Raw genomic sequence first — 22,974 nt, forward strand, 5'->3', positions numbered from 1 at the left:
ATAGTCTTGTAAGAGAGCGAGGAACCAATGACAATGGATATAGAATACTCTTCTGTCTTAACAGGTGCTGGATTTATGCTTTACGAAGTGAAGCAAGTAGCAAAATTAAAGCAACAAGGTTATTCGGATAAAGAAATTCGATATAAAGTATTAGAGGAAAACATTTTTCAATATGAAAAGCTATCAAGTGTTAAAAGAGCGATGCCGTATATTTTAAAGCGAGTAGACTTACTAGACGAATTACTAATGCAATTATTGATTGATGAACCGTATGAGGTGGGGAAAGTGATCAACCTTTATGCCATCATGAAATTTGATCGTCTTTTTTATGAATTCATGCAGGAAGTCGTAGCTGAAAAGTTAAACAACAATGATTATTACCTTGATAAGGTCGATGTGAATGGTTTTTTTGTGGTAAAGATTGAGCAAAGTGAATTTATGGCTGGCTGGTCGGATACAACGGTAGCAAAACTAAAACAGGTGTTCAAAAAAATCCTATTAAATGCAGGTTTATTGAAAGATTTAAAATCCAATGAGTTAAACCGTTTGTATATCGATGAGCGTATAAAAATTCATCTGAATCATCTTGGTGATGCTAAGTATTTACAAGCGATGGGAGAAGCAGGAGGATATCATGGCTAATTTTAATGAGCGACTGGACAAAATTATTCCAAAGCTAAAAGAAGACAAGTTTATTGAAGGTAGAGGTCTAGGTAACGAAATTAGCTTCTATGTATTTGACTACGAACCTGTTCATGAGCTTGAAATGAGAGATTATATACAGCACATCAAAAAAGAATTCGACTATGATGGCTCAACACGCCAAATTTTAGAGGTGGACTTATATAAGACGCTCCTTGAAATAACGAAAGAAAAGCGTATTTATGAGCGAATTTTTCAAATGGAAGAAAGGCAGGGCAAGGAAGCGTTGTTTAAAGCAATGACAACTTTTGCAAAGCCAGAAATCTTCCTCAATAAAATCAAAGAAAAATTAGACGGTCATAATGTGATTTTCCTTACAGGTGTAGGGAAGGTATATCCTTTTGTGCGTTCTCATAACATTTTGAACAACTTACAAGAAATTTTAGATAAGACACCAGTTGTTATGTTTTTCCCAGGGCAATATGATGGACAATCATTACAGCTATTTAGCAAATTTAAAGATGACAACTATTACAGAGCATTTCGATTAATTGATTAGAATAGGGAGGCTTTTTAGATGATTTTAAAGGACATGTTTTTAAAGAGTATTGAGCGTGATATTCGTGGCGTTATTAAAGTAGCTCAAACGAGTGATAAAGATATTCATAATGAACTAGATGAATACGTTGTGACGCAAGAATTGAATAAGCACTTTTCAAAGTTTTATGAAAACTACCAACGAGGAATTGTTGGAAAAACAGACAAGATGGGTGTTTGGATTAGTGGGTTTTTTGGTTCAGGTAAATCGCATTTCTTAAAGATTTTAGCGTACCTATTAGAAAACCGTATGGTAAAAAATGAATACCCTGTAAATCTATTTGAAGATAAGATTAAAGATCCATTAGTATATGCCAATATGAAAAAAGCGTCAGATATGGAAACAGAAGTTGTTTTATTTAATATTGATTCAAAAAGTTCTTTAGATAACAAATCAAAAGAAGATGCCATTTTACGTGTGTTTATGAAAGTATTTTATGAGCACCGTGGCTATTACGGAGATATTCCAGGTGTTGCTGAAATGGAGAAATATCTTGATAAGCAAGGCAAATTTGAAGCATTTAAGCAGGAGTTTCAATCGCTTGTAGGCGAAAGCTGGGAAGAACGCCGTAGTACATTCTATTTTGATCAAGACTTTGTCATTGAAGCTTTAGGAAAAGTGATTAATCTGTCAGAGGCTTCTGCACGCAAGTGGATTGAAGAAAAAGTAGATGACTTTGAAATGGATATTCAAACGTTTGCGAAAGACGTAAAGGAATACATCGATTCAAAGGGACCAAATTTCCATTTAGTATTTTTAGTTGATGAGATTGGACAATACATCGGTGATAATCGTAATCTAATGCTTAACTTGCAAACGCTAACAGAAGATTTAGGTACATACGCTGAAGGTAAAGTATGGGTAATGGTTACTTCTCAGGAAAGCATTGATTCAATTATTAAAGTAAAAGGTGATGATTTCTCGCGTATTCAAGGACGCTTTGATACTCGTTTATCATTATCTTCTATTTCGGTTGATGAAGTAATTAAAAAACGTATTTTAGAAAAGCATCCGCATGTAACAGATAAATTAAAGGCAATTTATCCAGAGAAAAGTGCGATTTTAAAAAATCTGATTAGCTTCCGTGAAAGCACAGCTGATTTAAGAGGCTATGATCATGAACAAGAATTTGCGGAAGTGTATCCATTTATTCCGTATCAATTTAAATTACTACAAAACGTATTTGAGCAAGTACGTAAGCATGGCTCATCGGGCAAGCATTTATCTGAAGGGGAACGTTCGATGCTTTCTGCTTTCAAGGAAGCTGCTCTTTATTATAAAGAAGCAGAAGAAGGTACTTTAATTCCGTTTTATGCATTTTACGACACGATTAAAGAATTTTTAAACCCAGCTATTTCACGTGTAATTGAAGGGGCAAAAGAAAATCGAGCTTTAAAGGATGATGAATTTAATATCGATTTATTAAAAGTCCTATTCATGATTAAGTACGTGAAAGAGCTGCCAGCTACTATTGATAATATCGCAACATTGATGGTAACAAACATTGATGAGGACAAATTACAGTTAAAAGAGAAGATTAAATCCGCTGTTCGTAAATTGATTGCTGAAACATTAATTCAGAAAAACGGTGACTACTATGTGTTCTTGACAGATGATGAGCAAGATATTAACAATGAAATTAAGCAAGTGAATATCGATGAGGATGTATTAAAACGTGAGTTAGCAAATACAATATTCCTCGACCTTTATGATGAAAAACGTTTCAATTATTCGAAGCATTATGCCTTCCCATTTAATCAAAAGATGGATGAAAAAAATTACGGCAACCAGACGTCTTCGATTGGTGTGCAAATTATTTCACCATTATCGGATCATTATCAAAAATCACAGCAGGAACTAATGCTACTAACATCTGGAAGTGGAGAGATGTTGATTAAGCTTGGTGCAAATGATTCTTACGTAGAGGAAATGGAAGAAGCATTAAAAATTGAAGACTATCGCAAAAAGAAAAATCCGTTACAGCAACCTGAAAACATTCAAAACATTTTAAATAACAAGCAGGTCGAAGTGAAAGACCGTAAACGCAGAGTAAGAGATTTATTAACAGAGGCGATTAAGGATGCAGAATTCTACATTTACGGAGAAAAGGTAGAAATTAAAGGCTCTTCTGTAAAAGAAAAAATCAATGCAGCATTTAAAGTGCTAGTAGATAACGTCTTTATTAAATTAGGTTATATTCAAGAGCATTTAGACAGCGAAAAAGAATTAGTCGCTTTGTTAGATACGGACAATAGCCAACTGTCATTAGATGATGCAATTGTTGCAAAGCCTAACCAAGAAGCAAAGCGTGAAGTAATTGAATTTGTCGATTTACAGGATCAAATTAAGAAACAAATTACGGTAAAGAAAATATATGAGCGTTATCAGGATAAACCATATGGGTGGAAGCCTCTAGATATTGCTGCACTTATTTCTGAATTGTTAATAGAACAACGCATCCGCATTCGCTACAATTCTGAATACCTTGAGCCAGCAAAAGATACGAATAAAATCATAACAGCTTTAGTCAAGTCATCAGAGTCAGAAAAAGCGATTGTTGTCAAACGTACTAAAGTAGATGAAGCATTAATTCGAACTGCTAAAAGTATTTGTAAGGACGTGTTTAATACAACAAACTTAGCAGATGATGAGGATGGCTTACTTAAAGACATTCAAGGTTTAATGGAAACGCAAATCAGTGAAATTAAAGTCTACAAGGCTCGGTATGAAGGACGTAAATATCCAGGGATGAGCTTATTAAATAAAGGGCTAGAGTATTTCGAGCAGTTTGATGCCAAATTAGATAGTGTATCGTTCTTTGAAAAGCTAAAAGAGCTAGAGGATAACCTGTTAGATTGGGAAGAAGACATTGCTTATGTGAAGAGCTTCTTTGGGACGAATCAAAAAGAGCTATTTGATAAAGGCTTGGCTGCGTATAAAAAGTATGAGGACAATAAGACTTACTTATTTGGTGAAGAAATTGAGCAGCCAATGCAGCAACTACAGGCGATACTAAATGATCCGATACCATATAAAAAAATTAAAGAAATCCCAGAGCTAACGAATGCTCTAGATATTTCATTTAATAAGGTCTTAACAGACAAAATTGCCTTTGCACAAGAAAAGGTGCAGCTAGATTATGATGAGGTAGCATTATTATCTCGACAATATGGCGTATCTGCTGAAACAAAACAAAACGTGGAAGCTTATTTTACGAAGCTATTAGCTGATATTGCAGCATTTACAGACATTTATAAGGTGGATGCTACAATTTCTCAAAGTGCAAGCTTGAAGGATAGAATGAGCCGCATCATCAATCAAGACATAGCACAAGAAGAAAAACGTAAAGCTGAGCAACAGCGTATAATTGGTGGAGAATCAAGTGTCCCACCAGTAGAGGAACCGGTTGTACAAAAGGAATCAGTAAAGGTAACAAAATTAGTACCAATGAAAACACTTTCAACGGAACAAGATGTAGATCAATATATTTCAACGCTGTCTGCAAAATTAAAGCAAATTATTAAATCAAATAAACAAATTGAGTTTATTGAGTAAAGGATGTTGAGCAATGAATAAATCGGCTTTAAAGAGCTTTGCAACAGAAGCACGCCTCGAATTACTTGAAAAAATACAGCTACAAGCACGTAAGCTAGGGATTACGCCTGACGCAATTCAAAAAGCAACTTTAGAAAGTTCAGATGCCATCTTTATTGATGGCAAGCCGCTTTCTGATGTTGAACGTAAGCAACGTAATAAATTAATTACACGTGTTAACGAAATTGGCTATGACCGTCTTATGGAAGAGGCTGCTTATACGTGGTTTAACCGTTTTATCGCACTACGTTATATGGAAGTAAACGATTACTTACCAACAAAAGTACGTATACTTTCTTCAGTGAATCAAGATAGTACAGAGCCAGATATGTTTAAAGAGGCATTGAATTTGGATTTACCGATTGATAAAGAATTGGTTTATAACTTGAAAATTGAAAATAAAACGGATGAGTTGTTTAAATATCTGATTAAAGTACATTGTAATGACTTAAATCGTTATATGCCGTTTATGTTTGAGACGATTGAGGGATATACAGAGGTACTGTTCCCAGAAGGATTGTTAAATACAGATACATTTGTACGTAAAATGACAGATATGAATGTGATTGCAGAAGAGGACTGGACAAAAGTTGAAATAGTTGGATGGTTATATCAGTATTATATTTCTGAGGAAAATGAGCGTGTAATTAAAGCGAAGAAGAAATATAGAAAAGAAGAAATTCCGTATGCAACGCAGCTATTTACTCCTGAGTGGATAGTTCGTTATATGGTACAAAATACATTAGGACGCTATTGGGTGGAGTCTCATCCTGAACACCGAGATTTAATAGGTAATTGGGAATACTACTTAGAAAATCCAAATCCAGAACCAGATTTTGAAGAAAAAATAGCACCGTATATTAATAAAGAGTTAAACGTAGAGGATATTAAATGTTTTGACCCTGCAATGGGAAGCGGGCATATTCTGGCTTATATGTTTGATGTGTTATATGAAATTTATAGTAAATGTGGATATATGGAACGTGAGATTCCACGGTTGATTATAGAAAAGAATTTATACGGATTGGATATTGATAATCGAGCTTTCCAACTAGCTAGTTTTACAGTGGTAATGAAGGCACAGCAATATAATAAACGTTTTTTACGTAGTATCGAACGTGACGGTTTAGAAATGAACTTAGTTGCTATTCAGGAAACAAATAACATAACAGATGATGAAATTGCTTTTTTAGCAGGTGCATCATCCGATGAATCATTTGATCTAATGAAGTCTTTTGTTGAACAATTTAAACATGCAAAAGCGATTGGCTCGTTAATTAAATTGGAAGTATATGATGTTGATTTTTTACAACAACGTTTAATAGCAATCGGGCAACAATCAAATGATTTATTTGAATTAGAAATGAAAGACCGCATATTAACTTTATTTAAAGATCTAATAAAACAAGCATCGATTATGAATTTAAAATACGATGTTTTTATTACAAATCCACCGTATGCAGGTGGTAAATATTTAACACCAGAAGTTGCAGATTATTTAGTTGAAAATTATCCAGACGTAAAATCAGATTTATTTTCAACCTTTATAGAATACAGTTTTTATATGACAAAAGAAAATGGACAAATGGGCTTTATGACACCATTCGTATGGATGTTTATTTTGACTTATGAAAAACTTAGACAACTGATTATTGCAAATCGTACTATTAGTAGTCTAATTCAACTAGAGTATTCTGGATTTGACGGGGCAACAGTACCAATATGTACATTTACATTAAGAAATTATCAAAATGGATTGAACGGAGAATATATTAGACTTTCAGATTTCAAAGGATCAGAAAACCAACCCATTAAAACATTAGAAGCGATTCAAAATCCTAGTGTTACGTTTCGCTATTCATGTGATACCAATAAATTCAGTGAAATCCCGGGAAATCCGATTGCATACTGGGTAAGTAAGAGAATAATAGACATATTTCAGGATGCAATCAGATTAGATTCTATAGTGGATCCAAAAAAAGGATTAACTACAGCTAATGATGCGGTTTATGTGAGATTCTGGACTGAGGTGTCCTTAAAAGATTTAGAACTTGATTGTTATAATAAAGATCAAGCAAGATTAAATAACAAAAAATGGTTTCCGCTTAATAAAGGCGGAGAATATCGTAAATGGTATGGAAATAATGAATATGTGGTTAATTGGGAAAAAGATGGATATGAGTTAAAAAATTATAAAAATGCAGTAATTCGAAATTCAGATTATTATTTTAAAGAATGTATTACTTGGAATGATATTACTTCAAAAAAAGTTTCATTTAGATATAAGAAATCAGGACAGATTTTTAATGATGCTGGACCAAGTATTTTTGGGGATATTGAAGATCTTCAATATTTACTTGGATTTGGTAATAGTATTGTTTCTGAAGAAATATGTAAACTTATAGCACCGACAATTCACTATGGAGTAGGACAAATTGCAAAGCTACCTATAATAATAGAGGAAGAATTTAAAGAAAAAGTATCAGAATTGACACTTCAAAACATTAGTATTTCTAAAACTGATTGGGATAGCTTTGAAACAAGTTGGGATTTTGAGTGTAACCCTCTTGTACGTAGATCTAGGAAAGGTAGAACACTAAAAGATACGTTCAATGAATGGGATAGTTTCGTGAATAATCAGTTTGAACTACTTAAAAATAATGAGGAAGAATTGAATAGGATATTTATCAATATTTACGGTTTACAGAATGAATATAAACCAAACGTAAATTATGATGACATAACAATACGAAAAGCTAATTTGGAGAGAGATATAAAATCATTTATTTCTTACGCTATTGGTTGTAGTTTGGGGCGTTATTCTCTAGATGAGGAAGGTTTAATTTATGCTGGAGGTGAATTTAATGCTTCTCGGTATAAGACTTTCCTGGTGGACGAAGATAACATCTTACCAATCTTATCAGGTGCATATTTTGAAGATGATATTGTGAAAAACTGTATAGATTTTGTTCGTATAACATTTAGCGAGGAAACATTGGAAGAAAATCTTGATTTTATTGCAGATGCTCTTGGACAAAAGAAGAATGAAACGGCACGAGAAACGATTCGTCGTTATTTCTTAACTGATTTCTACAAAGATCATATCCAAACTTACAAAAAACGCCCTATCTATTGGCTCTTCACATCAGGCAAAGAAAAAGCGTTTAACTGTTTAATTTACATGCATCGTTATGACAAAACAACCTTATCTCGTATCCGTACCGATTATGTACATGAAGTGCAAAACCGAATGGATGCTGAAAGAACTGATTTATTAAGTATCATTAACGGTGATTCAACTGTTAAAGAAATTGCAGCGGCAAAGAAAGAGTTAAAATCGCTAGAAAAGAAAATTGATGAGTTGAAAACGTATGACGAGCTATTGCATCATATGGCGGATCAGCAAATTGAAATTGATTTAGATGATGGTGTGAAGCATAATTATGAGCTGTTTAAAGGATTGGTAGCAAAGATTTAATTTTAGAAAGAGAAGCAGTTGCTATATAATTGCTTCTCTTTTATTTAGCTATAACACTATCAATTTGTAACTGAGATGAGTAATTTGGATAAAATTGAATGGGAAACATTTTTCACAGATTCAATGACTGGCATAGTCGTTTTAATAGTCAGTGTATTAATTGCAGGAATTACTGGTTACTTTCAAGGGAAGAAAAAATCATCACGTGGAATTAAAAGAAAAAATGAAATCTATCAATCATTGCTAGATGAATTACTTCCAATAAGTTCTTCTGATCCAATAAGTTCTTCTGAACGGAGTTTATTAATAAAACAAGAAACGCATATACTAAAAGAATTTATTAATAATAATTATAAATATAGCTTATCAAAAAAAAGCATAAAAAAAATGTGATTATTTATATTCACTAATAGAACAGTACAATCAGATTAACATAGTTATGATTGCTCATAATAAAATTGTAAAGATATTCGAAGAAGGTTATGAAGAAATATACGGTAGCATCACTGAAGGTGCTAGCACTTACATGGATAGTGAAGGAAATGAATATAAACAAGAACATAAAGTGTTACCTGTTGAATTAATTCGAGGAGGGAATTTTGATAAGGATATCATCAGTCTCTTAAACAATGAGGGGTAATAATTACTTTGAGCCAATCTATAGTGATTTGGTTCGTATTTATAATATGGCTTTACATATCTCCATGAATGGAAAAATATATAAGTTTACACCATAAAAAAAAGAGTTGCACATGTCACTAGCAGAATATATTGCTCTTCATTATGACTTTTTTAAAATATTTAATTCAGACAGTCAAATAATAAAGAAAATTGAACTGAAAGAAGAAATTATAGAAAAATCGGGAGAAATAATAAGTGATTTAAAAGGAATTATCAAGAAAATAGTAAAAACATACGAAGTTGAAGAAATATAGGAGGAAGGTTTATGGCTGATTTAGTAATAGTAGGCAATGGATTCGATATAGCACATAAGTTGAAGACAAAATATATTGATTTTATAGAGTATATTTGTGTACTAGAAAAGGAACCTATTTATATTGCACAAGGGTGGATACTAGAAGATTCTATGTCAAAGGAAGACCAAGTGAAGAATGAACTATATGAAAAATTAAAGAAGTACATTCCAGAAGAAGATTTATGGTATTCGTTAGAAGAATCGTTGGGCCAGTTAGATTATGAACAATTAAAAGAAGATAATTCGGAGTATTTTATAGGCTATGGAGATGATAACTGGAAAGATAGTGCAAATCATGATTATCAATTTATGATTAATGAAGAATTAAATTTTACAGATGAAATGACTCAGCAATTTACAAAATGGATTGAAACAATAAATACAACGGTACAACCATTGTCACAAATCATCCCCATAATCAAGAGGCATAATATTTACTTGAATTTTAATTATACGGATACATTAGAAAGCTCATATGGAATTTCTGAATATAGAATAAAATATGTACATGGAAAAGCTAAACGAGGAGATAAATTAATTTTGGGACATAATGATGATTCATTTTGGAATTGGAATGATTCATCTAAGATGACTGATGAAGAATATGAGGAATACATGGAATATCAATCCCAAAGGATTTTCGTAAACTGGAAGCCGAGCAGGTTATAGAAGATTATTTTAAAAGGACATATAAAGATACTCAAAAAATTATTTCAGAACATGACGATTTTTTTGAAACATTGACTCATATTAATGATATTTACATATTAGGACATTCATTATCGGATATTGATTTTAATTATTTTAAAGAGGTAAGAGCATATACATCGTCTAATTGTAGATGGATAATTTCATGTTACACATTGTCAGATTACGATAGAGCGAATAATTTAGTTAGAAAATTATGTATTGACAATTATGAATTTATCAAAATATGAAAGGTAATATAGAGTATTATTGGCAATGCTAATGCGAGGTAAATAGGGATATTTATTTGAATATAAGGAGTTGGAAGCATGACAGATATATTTAAAGATCCAATCTTACATTATAAAAACTTTAAAATGGGAACTGAAATCGAAATTGCGGGAACATTTATTTATAATGGAATGAAAGAGCTTGAACAAATTAATTTATTTGATTTTGAAAGTGAAATGTTCATACTTCTTTATAATTTAGCTGTTGGCATTGAGAGGCTACAGAAGGTAGTAATCGTATTATCTGAAAATATTGAGGATATTACAATTTTTGAGGATAGCTTGAAAAGTCACAATCATCAAGACCTACATAATCGTATTTTAAAAAATGGTAGTGCTATTAGATTAAGTACGAGGGAAAATGCTTTTTTACAATTATTAAGCAGATTTTATGATAAGCATAGATATGGTCGCTTTCATGTGTCAACGAATTTGAATGCAGAAAAGCTCGAATTATCGAGCTATATAAAGCAGTATTACACAGGAGTTTATGAAGATGATTTTTTCACTGGAAGCATCCGAAATAATGAAGGACTTAAAGACTTTTTTGGTAGAGTTATTGGTTCAATCGCTAAAAAGTACTATTTAGAGATTGAACGTTTAGCTAGGCTACAAAATATATACACGTATGAAATTAGAGGTGAGTCCAAGGCTGAAAAGGTATTTTTGCAGGTATTCAGAAAAAACTCATTACAAGAGCAGAATATAAATGAAAAAATAGCAGCTAAAGAGCTAATCGTTTATTTAATGAAGACGAACGTTAAAAATCCGTTCATCCGATATATCAATAGTATTGAACCTTTAGATTTTGATATTGCATTGGCTAATGATTATCTTGAACAAGTTATAGCTGGAACAGTTTCGCAAGATTTAGTTAGTACCGTGGAATTTGAGTATTTAGAGAATGGTTATTCTATAGAAAGGGTTAGGCAAATGGACTTAATAGGAAATAGTAATGTTCATTTTGATTTTGTACAAATTCAAAGGTGCAACGCTGTACTTAAGAGCTTTTTGAATGATGAAGGCGATAGCTATACTTTTGCAAATATTTTTTTAGATGAAGTATCCTATTTAGATGATATTTATGACAATAGCATCTTAAAGGAAATGTTAGAACTTTGTCGAAAATACATTAAACAACATGAGAATGGTGTAGATATGACGAAACAATTGAAAAATCAGTTTCTTGAAATTTATGAAGAATTTAAAGAATTTTATTGCATTCATGAATTTCAGCATGAAGAATCGAAAGAAATTATTCAAAAGGATAATTTAGAAACGGAGCAGCCGTTTTAAAAAATATATTCTATACACCGAATTCCTTACAAGCCTCTAAAATTAGAAGGGGCTTTTTTATGTTTTCGGCTATAATATAAGTTGAGGTGATTCATTTGAATATAGAACAAATAGAATCTGCATTACAGGATACATTTAAGGAGCTATTGAAAAGTGGCGAACAACGTAAGATTGTGTTCTGGGTAGATAAGGATCAAGAATTTATTGATGAAATTGATCAAATGACAATAGATGGTGTACACATACAGAAATTAACGAATAACAATCAATTTTATTTGAAGCATTTATTAGAGGAAGAAGACACGCAATCACATTATTTGATTTACACGAATTTGGAATTGAATTCGGAAGAAAATTGGTTGTACGATATTATGTTATATTCGAAAACATTTTTTGCAGACCGTATTTCATTAATTATTAGTGACTTGCACATTGATCCATCATTGCAAATGATTATTAAGAAATATGAAAAGTTCTTCAACAATAAAGAACGCTTTAAGAAGTTTCAGGCCTTTGGTTTAACGAACTATACAGAAGAATCGATTGAACTTGCGATTATGAGCGTTCTTTGTGGCATTAAAACACCTGATTTTGAATCGGTCTTAAAAACGGTGCTAATGGATACTCTAGAGAATACTGAAAATAAATACATCGCACAGATGGAGAAGTTCTTTGATTTAGCTGCTTTTTGGAAACATGTAGAGCAGCTTTATGGCTATGAGCGTGAAGTAAAGACATTGAAAACATTATTTATTCATTTGACGGTTACGGCACTTAGTCATGCAATGAAAGAGGAATATTTAGGTGGATTAAAGGACTTTATAGCAGTTCGTAATCGCACGAATTCATTAGTATTCATCGACCATTGGCGACACCATAAAACGGATTACGCTGTATTTGATGAGTACGCAGCATTAATTGAGCAAGAAGTGAAATTAGCAAGCATCATTCAATCGATGCCTGTTGAAGAATTCAAGCAAGTAGACATTTTCCCCTATTTTGATAAGGCGATTATTATTAAAATTGCGAATAGCTTGTTAGAGAATTTAGAGGACTTTGAAAATTATACAAAGCTAATTAAGCTGCGTAGAGCGAAGCATTATTATGAGCAATTCACATTTGTTTATGAGGCGTTGTACTATACCGTAAAAATGCACGAGTTTTACAAGGAGCATAAGCAGGGGCTTATGCAGGGTGAACCAATTGCGATACATGATGCGTATGTGAAAGAGTATTACGCTATGGATATGTATTACCGTAAATTTTATGTTGCTTTTGATGAGGCTAGTAATAATGAATTACTTAAAAAATTGAAATCACTAGTAGAAAACCTTTATACGAATTGGTTTGTGGCAGAGCTAAGTACGAATTGGTCACAGGCTGTGAAAGCTGAGATGGCAGAGGATTGGTCATTGCCAGGCGTGAGAAGTCAACAAAGCTTTTATTCGTCAGTTATTGCACCGCATATCCGTAAAGGTGAGCGAGTGTTCGTTATTATTTCTGATGCGATGCGTTATGAAGTTGGCGTAGAACTAGCAGAACGATTAAATGCGGAAACAATAGGTGATTGTGAGGTAGGCACGCTTTTAGGTGTAGTGCCTTCTGTAACAAAATTAGGGATGGCGGCTCTGTTACCTCATCGCAAGCTTGATTTTGATGCAACTGGTCGAGTAATGATTGATGATACGGATTCATCTGGTTTAGAAAATCGTAAAAAAATACTTGAATCTTATGTGGAAGATAGTATTGCAGTGCATTTTCAGGATGTGTTAGATATGAATAAGGCAGGACGTAGAGAAGTTTTTAAAGGGAAGAAACTCATTTACTTCTATCATGACACGATTGATGCAATGGGTGATAAAGCGTCTACAGAAATTTATACGTTCAATGCCGTTGAAAAAGCGTTAGATCAATTATCCGCTTTAATAAAGGTGATACGTGATGATTTAAGTGGTTCGAATGTTTATATTACAGCCGATCATGGTTTCTTATATCAACGTGAAGAGCTTCCTGATAGTGATAAATTGGCGAAGGAGAAGATGGATGTAATCGAAGTGAAACGCCGCCATATTTTATCGAAGGAACAGCGTAAACTAGAGGGGCAAATTGCCGTGGATTTATCTGCAATTGTTCAAAATGAAGAAGCATTAACGGTTTATTTACCAAATGGTACAATTCGCAATCGCCTGCAAGGTGCAGGTGTAAACTTTGTACACGGTGGAGCGAGCTTACAGGAAGTGGTTGTTCCCTTGCTAACATTTAAAAATAAACGTGCTGGTCAAAAAGGTGTCCAAGCGATTCAGAAAGTGGATATTAAGCTAACAAATACGACACGAAAAATTACAAACAGCATTTTTAACTTAGAGTTTTTCCAAACTGAAAAGATAGAAGATAAAAAGATTCCACGTACCGTTTTAATTTATATGACGGATCATGAGGGAAGCGTATTATCTAATGAAGAAACAATAATTGGGGATCGAACATTTGATAAACCTGAAGAGCGTACATTTAAACTGCAATTCGTATTAAAAAGCATTACGTATGATCGTGCAAAAAACTATTATTTAAATATAAAAGATATGGAAACGGATGTTGTAATCGATAAAATACCGTTTTCAATTAACTTAGGCATTGTAAGTGATTTTGACTTTTAGTAAAGAGGTGTGAACATGGACGAGGTTTCGACACTAAATTTAGATAAAAAATTAAATGAACATTTTGCCGGTCGAGTGGTGCGTAAAGATTTAACAAAGCTTATTAAAGAAGGGGCAAACGTACCTGTTTATGTATTGGAGTATCTATTGGGTATGTATGCAGCTACGGACGATGAGGCAAGTATTCGTGAGGGCGTAGAGCGAGTGAAGAAAATCCTGGCTGAAAATTTTGTGCGACCAGATGAAGCAGAAAAAATTAAATCAAGAATTCGAGAGCTCGGTCAATATTCTATTATCGATAAAGTAACGGTTGCTTTAAATCCTAAAATTGATACGTATGAAGCAGAGTTTTCAAATTTAGGACTAAAGGGCGTTCCTGTGCCACCAAGCTACGTGAAAGAGTTTGATAAGCTGCTAGTAGGTGGTATTTGGTGCATGGTGAAAATTGATTACTTCTTTGATGAGGAAGTACGTAATATCAATCCATTTAGTGTGAGCAATTTAAAGCCAATTCAAATGCCCAATATGGACATCACAGAGGTTTTTGAGGGGCGTAAACAGTTCACAAAAGATGAGTGGATTGATGTGTTAATTCGTTCAACAGGCATGGAGCCAACACAGCTAGAAGATCGAGTAAAGTGGCATTTATTATTACGTTTAGTGCCTTTGGTGGAAAACAACTATAATATGTGTGAATTAGGACCACGTGGTACAGGTAAATCGCATGTATATAAAGAAATTTCACCGAATTCTATATTAGTATCTGGCGGTCAGTCAACCGTTGCCAACCTTTTTTATAATATGTCTACACGCAAAGTAGGTTTGGTTGGTATGTGGGATTGTGTAGCATTCGACGAAGTAGCTGGCATCCGCTTTAAAGATAAAGATGGAATTCAAATAATGAAGGATTATATGGCTTCTGGGTCATTTGCACGTGGCAAAGAAGAAAAAAATGCATCCGCATCGATGGTCTTCGTCGGCAATATTAATCAAAATGTAGATGTTCTTTTGAAAACATCTCATTTATTTGCCCCATTCCCACCTGAAATGGCGAACGACACCGCTTTCTTCGACCGAATGCATTATTATATGCCAGGCTGGGAAATTCCTAAAATGCGTCCAGAATTCTTTACGGATCGCTATGGCTTTATTGTAGATTATATTGCAGAATTTTTCAGGGAAATGCGAAAGCGTTCGTTTGCGGATGCAATTGATCGTTATTTTAAATTAGGTAATAACTTAAATCAGCGTGACACGATTGCTGTACGTAAAACGGTGTCAGGATTTGTTAAGCTATTATATCCACATGGCGAATATACACGTGAGGATATTGAAGAAGTACTGAAATATGCTTTAGAGGGACGCCGAAGAGTAAAAGAGCAGCTGAAGAAAATTGGCGGTATGGAATTCTATGATGTAATGTTTTCTTACTTAGATAAAGAAACGATGCAAGAAGAGCATGTTGCTGTTCCTGAGCAGGGCGGTGGAAAGCTTATTCCAGAAGGGATGTTACGACCAGGGCATGTCTATGTTGTAGGTCAAGCACTGACAGGTATGATAGGTGTCTATAAACTAGAAAACCAAGTTGTTAGCGGAACAGGTAAATTTGATAAATCTGGCGTAGGCTCCAATAGAGATGTGAAAGAAAGCCTTGATACTGCATTCCGCTACTTCACTGCGAATAGTAAAAGTGTTAGTAGTTCGATTAGTACCAAGACGAAGGATTATTTAATGCATCTTACAGACTTACAGGGCATTGGATTAACTGCTCAGGTTGCAATTGCAGAATTAATCGGTCTTTGTTCAGGAGCGTTAGAGAAACCTGTACAGGAAGGTCTTGTGATTGTTGGAAATATGACAGTAGGCGGGACGATTTCGAAAGTTGAGGAACTAGCAAATATTCTTCAAGTTTGTGTGGATGCAGGTGCAAAGAAAATTCTGCTTCCAGCACCATCAGCAGGAGACTTCTATACAGTACCATCAGATTTAATTGTAAAAGTTCAACCGATTTTCTATTTAGATCCGATAGATGCGGTTTATAAGGCATTAGGGGTGAGTTGATTTTTGACAATTAACTGATATAGCGAAAACAGCAAACGAGGATAATATGGCTTAAAATTCAATTTATCCAACCTATAGATTACCAACGAGATAACTTGGATTAAAAGAATGCTAATCAACTTATAATGCAATATTGCTGAGAATAGCGGTCTGAAAATCCTATTCACAAACTTTATTAGATTGCTATCCTACATCGTACATGGTGTAGGATTTTTTTTTATTTCTTATTTTCTTCCAAGAAACAAATTTAACTTGCTTCCATTAATCTACTAATCTTCTTCAAACACTCCGTTTTTCCTTTCTTAAAATGTTAGCTAAATAACATTGAAAATAAACTTAGGTGTAAAACATGATTATTTGGAATAGTTTCTCTTTGAAGTTTGTAGTATAAAAAAGTTGCTTGAAATATAAGCGGTTAAGAGAAATAAATAAGAGGCTGATTTGGCGTAAGAAAAAACGGCAATCCGTTGGAATACCTACGTTAAATAGAAATTCAGCTGCTTCAAAAGAGGATAAAATATGATACATACGGCGGAGTTATCAATCGTACTAGATAATGAACATTTGCAATTTAGAGAGAATCACTATGGCACGGAACCGATAAACCAAATTTTACATAGGTATATGATTAAAGGTATTAGTATCGTGGAATTTTTGAATAAGCCAATTGCATTTTGCAAGCTGGTAATAGATATTCCTTTAATTTTAAATAGAGGGAATGTGGACGAGAACGATTATGAGCAAGTTGAAAGTTATATAAGAAGAGCATTAATCATCATGTATGGGGACGTACTGTTATTCGAGCAACACAATCTTAGTAGAATCGATTATCGATTTGATGTTGAGATTTCCAATGAAAATATTAGAAAGATTTACTTTGAATTATTCAGGAAGTTAAAAAAGAGAACGGCTCACTTGGAAAAGAAGATTTATTTTACGTCACAATATCATCAATGTAAAAGCATCCACATCATCTTCTATGATAAGGAACAAGAGCGTGGAGATAAAAATGAACATGTAGAAAGGTGGGAAAGAGGGGTGATGAGATTTGAGGTGTGCGTTGAAAAAAATCATTTGAAGTATAAAAAGTATAAAAAAGGTGAGCCACGGTTTTTAAAAGATTACTTTAATAAAGAAAAATACGTCCACTATATGAACAACTACATTTTGAATATTTGCCCAACAGGTGATTTCTATTCTTATGCGAAGCTAGAAGCAATGATTGCTACACTGGATATAACAACTAGAGAAAAATTGCAAATGAAGGAAATTGTGAAATGTGTTTCTAAAGGAAGCTTAGACACGGCAGCTGAAAAATATTCAGCTAGCACATATCGAAAGTATTTGAAGCTGTTCAATGAGCATGGAATAAATCCGATCACGATTCCACCTAAGTACAAGCTGGCTCATTTAGAAAGCTTAGTGAAGAAAGCGGTTTAAATGAATAGGCGGAATTTCTTCAGTAAAACGCAAAATCCCATCGCCTAGTATGTACTAAGCAATAGGATTTTTTTGTTTGCTATTAGCATGGTCTTTTGAAATGTTCAATAGATCGAGTGCCGTTGAAAGAATAATTTTTTTCATGTCTGTACTTATTATTTCACCATTGTAAAAGACATCTTGCTCCAGCAAAATAGATTGCAATTCTAATTTACCAGCTACTACGTTCATTTCTACGATTCCTTTCCAATTGTCATGAAGACACCATTTTTATTTGATCGTTTACTATAAGCAGGGGGGATGGAAATATTCCATTTTTTTCTTAGTTTTTGTGATTTTTGCAGGGAAATCAGTAGAGGCAGATTTGTTTATAGAGGAATATAAGTCACATACTATAGGGGAATGTATCTAGATTTAGAGACTGAATGAAGTGTATATAGTTACGGAATTGGGCTTTTGTTCTTCCATAAAAATGTGTAAAACAATTTTGGTTTTGTAGTACCAAAATTTCATGCAAAACAATGTAGTTTTGTAGTACCACAAATACGTGCAAAACAATGTGGTTTTGTAGTACCAAAAATACGTGCAAAACAATGTGGCTTTGGAGTACCAAAATTACGTGCAAAACAATGTAGTTTTGTAGTACCAAAAATACGTGTAAAACAATGTGGTTTTGTAGCACCAAAAATACGTGCAAAACAATGTGGCTTTGTAGTACCAAAATTATGTACAAAACAATGTAGTTTTGTAGTACCAAAAATACGTGCAAAACAATGTGGTTTTGTAGTACCAAAAATACGTGCAAAACAATGTGGCTTTGGAGTACCAAAATTACGTGCAAAACAATATGGTTTTGTAGTACCAAAAATACGTGCAGAAATTTCTTTGAAGATATGTCCAAACTTTTTATAGTTCTTTAAATGCATGGACTATACATTTTATAATGTCATTTCTTTATATATGTTAAAAAATGTTATAATTAAATTATCATATAATAGAGGTGAGATTATGACGAAACTAAATAATATGGAAGAATTTAATAAAGTATTTGAAGAAGCGTTTGAAAAAGAATCAGAAGAAATAAATGCTCAGTTATCTCAAAAAATTTTATTGGCATTAGTAGGAGATGTCAATAGTGGAAAGTCTTCCACTATTAATAAACTTATGAATGAAGAAATAGCTATGGTAGGAGCCAAACCTGGAGAAACTGTTGAGGTTAAAGAAATATCATATAAAGAAAATATTGTTTTTGTTGATACACCAGGTTTAGATGATGTTCATAAAGAAAATTCCAACGTAACACTTGAGTACTATAAAAATGCCGATATTATATTATTTTTTTTAAATGCTGCTGGTACAGTACTATCAGATAATGAACTGAAAAACCTTAAAGAGATTTCTAAAACTAATAATGATATAGTAATTGTTTTGAATAAAATAGATGCGGCAGATGATGTACCTTCATTAGTCAAATATATAGAAGATAAAACTTATAATCAATATCCAATTGCACCAATATCGTCTAAAACAGGTGAGAATGTTGAAATGTTACAAAAACACCTATTGGATATATTAAGAAAGAAGTCAAAGGATATTTTATTGGGAAAGCATTTAAAAAATAGAAGTTCTGTTGCAAATAAATGGATTGTTGGAGCAGGAGCTTCAGCGGCAGCTGTAGGTGCTTCTCCCATTCCTGGATCAGATATTATACCTATTACAGGGATTCAGGTGGGTATGATGCTTAAGTTAGCTACATTATATGATAAGCCTTTATCAAAAGATAATGCAAAGGAGTTAATTTTAGCTACTATAGTTGGGAATATTGGTAAATCTGTATTTAGACAGATTGTAAAATTTGTTCCAGGTGCTGGATCAGCTATAGGGGCAAGTGTAGCTGGTGCCACTACACTTGCTTTAGGACACGCAGTTAAGTATATGTATGAAAATAATATAGAAATCAATGCTGAGCAATTAAAATCGATATACAGTATGTTTTTGGAAAAACAGAAAAACTAAAGTGCTAGGGATTTAATTACATTTGCTCGGGATGAACTGAAATTCTTCTATTAAATACATGAATGTTTCTTAACTAACATTTCATTCGAACCAGCGTAGTAATCCAGGATGTTTATAGGATTCACAATTTTTGTTAAGTATGTGCATTTAGCAATAAGAATAAGCTAATTTCCCTGTATGGTGGTTGATAATACGGTGTTGACACGTCTGGCTATAATCTGGCTAATAATAGTTAGAAGTGCTTGGAAACGTTGATGTGACTAGGTTTATAAGCAATCAGTTCAAATTCCCGCCGTCTCCATACATAAAGGTGAGTAATATTGTAGCGGTAAATAAGGATAAAGATATCATCATCTGAAGTATGTGATGATACAGATATTTTAAATATTTTGGCAATGAATTATTTACTAAGCTTTTACTGAATTTAAAGTTAAGCAGTACACCAATATAGGAAAAAGGTTTACATCAGCAAAATAAGGTATACTATATTTGTTGAATAGATTTCTTTAAAGGCAGGAAAAGTAGGTGAACCAAAGTGGGGAAATATCAATTGGATACTAAAGGTAAGGCGGCTGTGACGAAGTATCATGAAAAAAACAAGCCAGCCCAATTTGATAAAAAGCAGCAACTTGAGAAAATACGTGCGGCGTATTTGAAAAAGAAGCAAGAACAAACAGATCAATAATTTGAATGAAAACATAGGAAGACTAAATCTCCCTATGTTTTTCAAATTGCGGTAGATTTTATTATTCTCCTAAATGGCAGATTCGATGACAGAAAACTTACAATCAGATATCCATTGCTCTTAACATTTCATGTACCGTACCACCCTAGAGTTTTTATTTGTTCATACTCCGTGCATTTGTTGTCATAGGGAAGACACTCTTTTTTTAAAAACAAATGAAATCGTTGAAAATTTGAGAGAGTTTATCCTTCTCATTTTCATTTTTTTGAATGCTTTTATGACAAGGTCGGAAATGTCATCGATTCTATCAAGAGCTTTTGAATTATTGGTCTCTCTTCAGTTCAACTTAAGCTGATTTTGGCCTCTCAACGTGTTTATTGTGAAGCATAATGCAACAATCTTGCTCGGCATTCAGCCTAAGAAGATGTGAATGTCATCACTATAATGGTATAAGGGTGTGCTAAAAGTCGAGAAACTTTCAGCACATCCTTTTGTATTCAATTGAACAGATGAAAAATGCAGAAGTATTATACGCTCCGTATTTTTCGATCCATCATTTAAAAATATAGTATAGTTATTGTAAAAACCGAAATGATTGAGGGGACTGGAATAGATGAACTTACTAGAAGTTGGCGTAAAAATAAAGCAGATGCGGAAGAAAAATAAAATGTCTCAGGATGATTTAGCTTCGCAGATTCATTTAACGAAAAGCCATATTTCAAAAATAGAAAATGGCAAAGCGACACCGAGTCTGGTGACATTATCTAAGATTGCGGAAATATTTGATGTGCCAATGGCTTGGTTTGTTATTCAGGATCAATTTGATGGCATTTCGATTGTATCGAAAAAAGAACGCAATGAGACGGTTGAGACGAATGAACTTGGCTATCAATATGAGCTGTTAGCGAATAAGAGCTATATGAGTAATATCAATCCTTCTATTGTTACTGTACATAATGGGGCGGAAAATTTAGCGCCTTATACTCACGATAATGATGAATTTATTTATGTCATTTCGGGTAGTATCGTCTTGAAATACGATCATAAATTTTACAATTTAGAAGAAGGGGACTCTGCGTATTTTTCTGGGAAAAAGGAGCATATCTTTATTAATAATTCTGCAGAAAACTCAAAGGTATTAACGATTTATGTTGAGGATTAAATCTTTCTTTTAAACGTATATATTATCGAAAATACAAATTTCTTGTTTACAATACTATTCAGACAATTTACAATTGGTGTAATGTTATTCAACTAAGTTGAATTATATTACACTTTTTTAATTTTGGGGGTATGGGGATGACTTCACGTATTAAGGGATTTTATTTACTTTCAGTAGAAGAGCGAATTAAGTTAATCGCTGAAAAATCAAATTTAACCAACGAGGAAGTTGAAGCTTTAAAAAGTGGAATTTCATTAGAGCTTGCAGATGCAATGGTTGAAAATGTTATTGGACATATTTCAGTGCCTCTAGGGGTAGCGGCCAACTTTAAGGTGAATGGCAAGGAGGTATTTATTCCGATGGCTACGGAAGAGCCATCAGTAATTGCTGCGGCTAGTAATGCGGCCCGTGCAGCATATGAGCTAGGTGGTATTTTTACTTCCAGCTCGGGAACAGTTATGCGCGGACAGATTCAGGTATTAAATATTGAGGACCCTCATGCAGCGAGGGCGAAAATTTTTGAACATAAAAATGAGATCATCGAGCATTGTAATGAAAAAGATCCAACGTTAGTCAAGTTAGGCGGTGGAGTGAAGGATATAGAAGTGCACTTAATCGACACAGCAAAAGAAACTATGGTTGTCGTCCATTTAATCGTTGATACGAAGGATGCAATGGGGGCAAACGCTGTTAATACGATGGCGGAATCTGTGTCACCATTAATCGAACGGATTACAAATGGACGAGTTGTGCTACGGATTATTTCAAATTTAGCAGATAAGCGTATTGTTCGTGCGCGTGGTGAATTCTCGACAGAAATGCTCGGGGGAATAGAGATTGCGAAAAATATTGTAAGTGCTTACGAATTTGCAGATGCTGATCCGTATCGGGCTGCCACACATAATAAAGGGGTTATGAATGGTATTACTGCTGCAGTATTAGCATCGGGTAATGATACACGTGCTGTTGAGGCTGGTGCTCATGCCTATGCTGCTCGTTCTGGTAGATATCGTTCTTTAACAACGTGGGAGCTGAATAAAGCAGGCAATCTTGTTGGGACGTTGGAATTGCCATTAGCTGTTGGTATTGTGGGAGGGGCTACGAAGACCCATCCTGTTGCAAAAGCAGCGCTAAAAATTATGGATGTGCAATCTGCAGAGGAGCTAGCCAGCTACATTGCCGCAGTAGGATTAGTAGAAAATCTAGCAAGCTTACGCGCACTTTCAGCAGAGGGGATTCAATCTGGTCATATGCGTCTGCATGCGAAAAACTTGGCTGTAATGGCTGGGGCAACAGGCGATATTATTGATCGAGTTGTGCAGCAGGCGGTAGAAGAGAAGGATTTCCGTTATGATCGTGTTTTAGAGATTACAAACTCTCTGCGAGGTGAATAAT

Annotated in this window: 18 protein-coding genes; 16 read left to right on the top strand and 2 right to left on the bottom strand. The window is 33.8% G+C overall.

Annotated features, from left to right (window positions below):
- The first annotated feature begins 27 nt into the window (after positions 1-27).
- The 12 genes from QH639_RS00100 (at position 28) to QH639_RS00150 (ending at position 17,716) form a co-directional block, all read left to right on the top strand.
- Positions 28-642, top strand: coding sequence for a DUF1819 family protein (locus QH639_RS00100; protein WP_281115482.1), 615 nt, complete (start codon positions 28-30; stop codon positions 640-642).
- Positions 635-1,201 carry a DUF1788 domain-containing protein gene (locus QH639_RS00105; protein ID WP_281115483.1) on the top strand — a complete coding sequence of 189 codons (567 nt, stop codon included), beginning with the start codon at positions 635-637 and terminating at the stop codon, positions 1,199-1,201. The genes QH639_RS00100 and QH639_RS00105 overlap by 8 nt, the downstream gene beginning before the upstream one ends.
- Positions 1,202-1,219: 18 nt before the next feature.
- Positions 1,220-4,795 (top strand): BREX system P-loop protein BrxC, encoded by a 3,576-nt coding sequence (gene brxC / locus QH639_RS00110; RefSeq protein ID WP_281115484.1) that lies wholly within the window; start codon positions 1,220-1,222, stop codon positions 4,793-4,795.
- Between the two features lie 13 nt (positions 4,796-4,808).
- Positions 4,809-8,312, top strand: coding sequence for a BREX-1 system adenine-specific DNA-methyltransferase PglX (gene pglX / locus QH639_RS00115; RefSeq protein ID WP_281115485.1), 3,504 nt, complete (start codon positions 4,809-4,811; stop codon positions 8,310-8,312).
- Positions 8,313-8,396: 84 nt separating this feature from the next.
- Positions 8,397-8,705: a hypothetical protein gene (locus QH639_RS00120; RefSeq protein ID WP_281115486.1), complete on the top strand. Its 309-nt coding sequence runs from the start codon at positions 8,397-8,399 to the stop codon at positions 8,703-8,705.
- Positions 8,706-9,064: 359 nt separating this feature from the next.
- Positions 9,065-9,247 (top strand): hypothetical protein, encoded by a 183-nt coding sequence (locus tag QH639_RS00125; protein ID WP_281115487.1) that lies wholly within the window; start codon positions 9,065-9,067, stop codon positions 9,245-9,247.
- An 11-nt stretch (positions 9,248-9,258) separates the two neighbouring features.
- On the top strand, positions 9,259-9,957 hold the full coding sequence (locus QH639_RS00130) for an AbiH family protein (protein WP_281115488.1): 699 nt from the start codon (positions 9,259-9,261) through the stop codon (positions 9,955-9,957).
- On the top strand, positions 9,954-10,226 hold the full coding sequence (locus tag QH639_RS26415; RefSeq protein ID WP_481817335.1) for an AbiH family protein: 273 nt from the start codon (positions 9,954-9,956) through the stop codon (positions 10,224-10,226). Before QH639_RS00130 ends, QH639_RS26415 begins: the two co-directional genes overlap by 4 nt.
- A 78-nt stretch (positions 10,227-10,304) precedes the next feature.
- Positions 10,305-11,561 carry a hypothetical protein gene (locus tag QH639_RS00135; protein ID WP_281115489.1) on the top strand — a complete coding sequence of 419 codons (1,257 nt, stop codon included), beginning with the start codon at positions 10,305-10,307 and terminating at the stop codon, positions 11,559-11,561.
- A gap of 86 nt (positions 11,562-11,647) precedes the next feature.
- The gene (gene pglZ / locus QH639_RS00140) at positions 11,648-14,215 is read left to right on the top strand and encodes a BREX-1 system phosphatase PglZ type A (RefSeq protein WP_348638168.1); all 2,568 of its coding nucleotides are present in this window, start codon (positions 11,648-11,650) and stop codon (positions 14,213-14,215) included.
- A 15-nt stretch (positions 14,216-14,230) separates the two neighbouring features.
- A complete protein-coding gene (brxL, locus tag QH639_RS00145) occupies positions 14,231-16,276 on the top strand; it encodes a protease Lon-related BREX system protein BrxL (protein WP_281115491.1) in 2,046 nt (681 codons plus the stop codon).
- 519 nt (positions 16,277-16,795) lie between these two features.
- On the top strand, positions 16,796-17,716 hold the full coding sequence (locus QH639_RS00150) for a hypothetical protein (protein ID WP_281115492.1): 921 nt from the start codon (positions 16,796-16,798) through the stop codon (positions 17,714-17,716).
- A 54-nt stretch (positions 17,717-17,770) separates the two neighbouring features.
- Here QH639_RS00150 and QH639_RS00155 read toward each other — a convergent pair whose 3' ends face one another.
- Positions 17,771-17,947, bottom strand: a complete 177-nt coding sequence (locus tag QH639_RS00155) for a hypothetical protein (protein WP_281115493.1) — start codon at positions 17,945-17,947, stop codon at positions 17,771-17,773.
- Between the two features lie 278 nt (positions 17,948-18,225).
- Positions 18,226-18,642 (bottom strand): hypothetical protein, encoded by a 417-nt coding sequence (locus QH639_RS00160; RefSeq protein ID WP_281115494.1) that lies wholly within the window; start codon positions 18,640-18,642, stop codon positions 18,226-18,228.
- An 82-nt stretch (positions 18,643-18,724) separates the two neighbouring features.
- On the opposite strand from QH639_RS00160, the gene QH639_RS00165 reads away from it, so the two are divergent.
- The 4 genes from QH639_RS00165 (at position 18,725) to QH639_RS00180 (ending at position 22,973) form a co-directional block, all read left to right on the top strand.
- A complete protein-coding gene (locus tag QH639_RS00165; RefSeq protein WP_348638169.1) occupies positions 18,725-19,732 on the top strand; it encodes a YcjF family protein in 1,008 nt (335 codons plus the stop codon).
- A gap of 535 nt (positions 19,733-20,267) precedes the next feature.
- Entirely contained in the window at positions 20,268-20,417 is a 150-nt protein-coding gene (locus QH639_RS00170; protein ID WP_009373145.1) for a hypothetical protein, read from the top strand.
- Between the two features lie 613 nt (positions 20,418-21,030).
- Positions 21,031-21,579 carry a helix-turn-helix domain-containing protein gene (locus QH639_RS00175; RefSeq protein WP_237898605.1) on the top strand — a complete coding sequence of 183 codons (549 nt, stop codon included), beginning with the start codon at positions 21,031-21,033 and terminating at the stop codon, positions 21,577-21,579.
- Between the two features lie 137 nt (positions 21,580-21,716).
- Positions 21,717-22,973, top strand: coding sequence for a hydroxymethylglutaryl-CoA reductase, degradative (locus QH639_RS00180; RefSeq protein WP_048394314.1), 1,257 nt, complete (start codon positions 21,717-21,719; stop codon positions 22,971-22,973).
- The last annotated feature ends 1 nt before the right edge of the window (position 22,974 follow it).

It is taken from the genome of Lysinibacillus sp. 1 U-2021 (assembly GCF_029916965.1).
GTDB classification, from domain to species: domain Bacteria; phylum Bacillota; class Bacilli; order Bacillales_A; family Planococcaceae; genus Lysinibacillus; species Lysinibacillus capsici.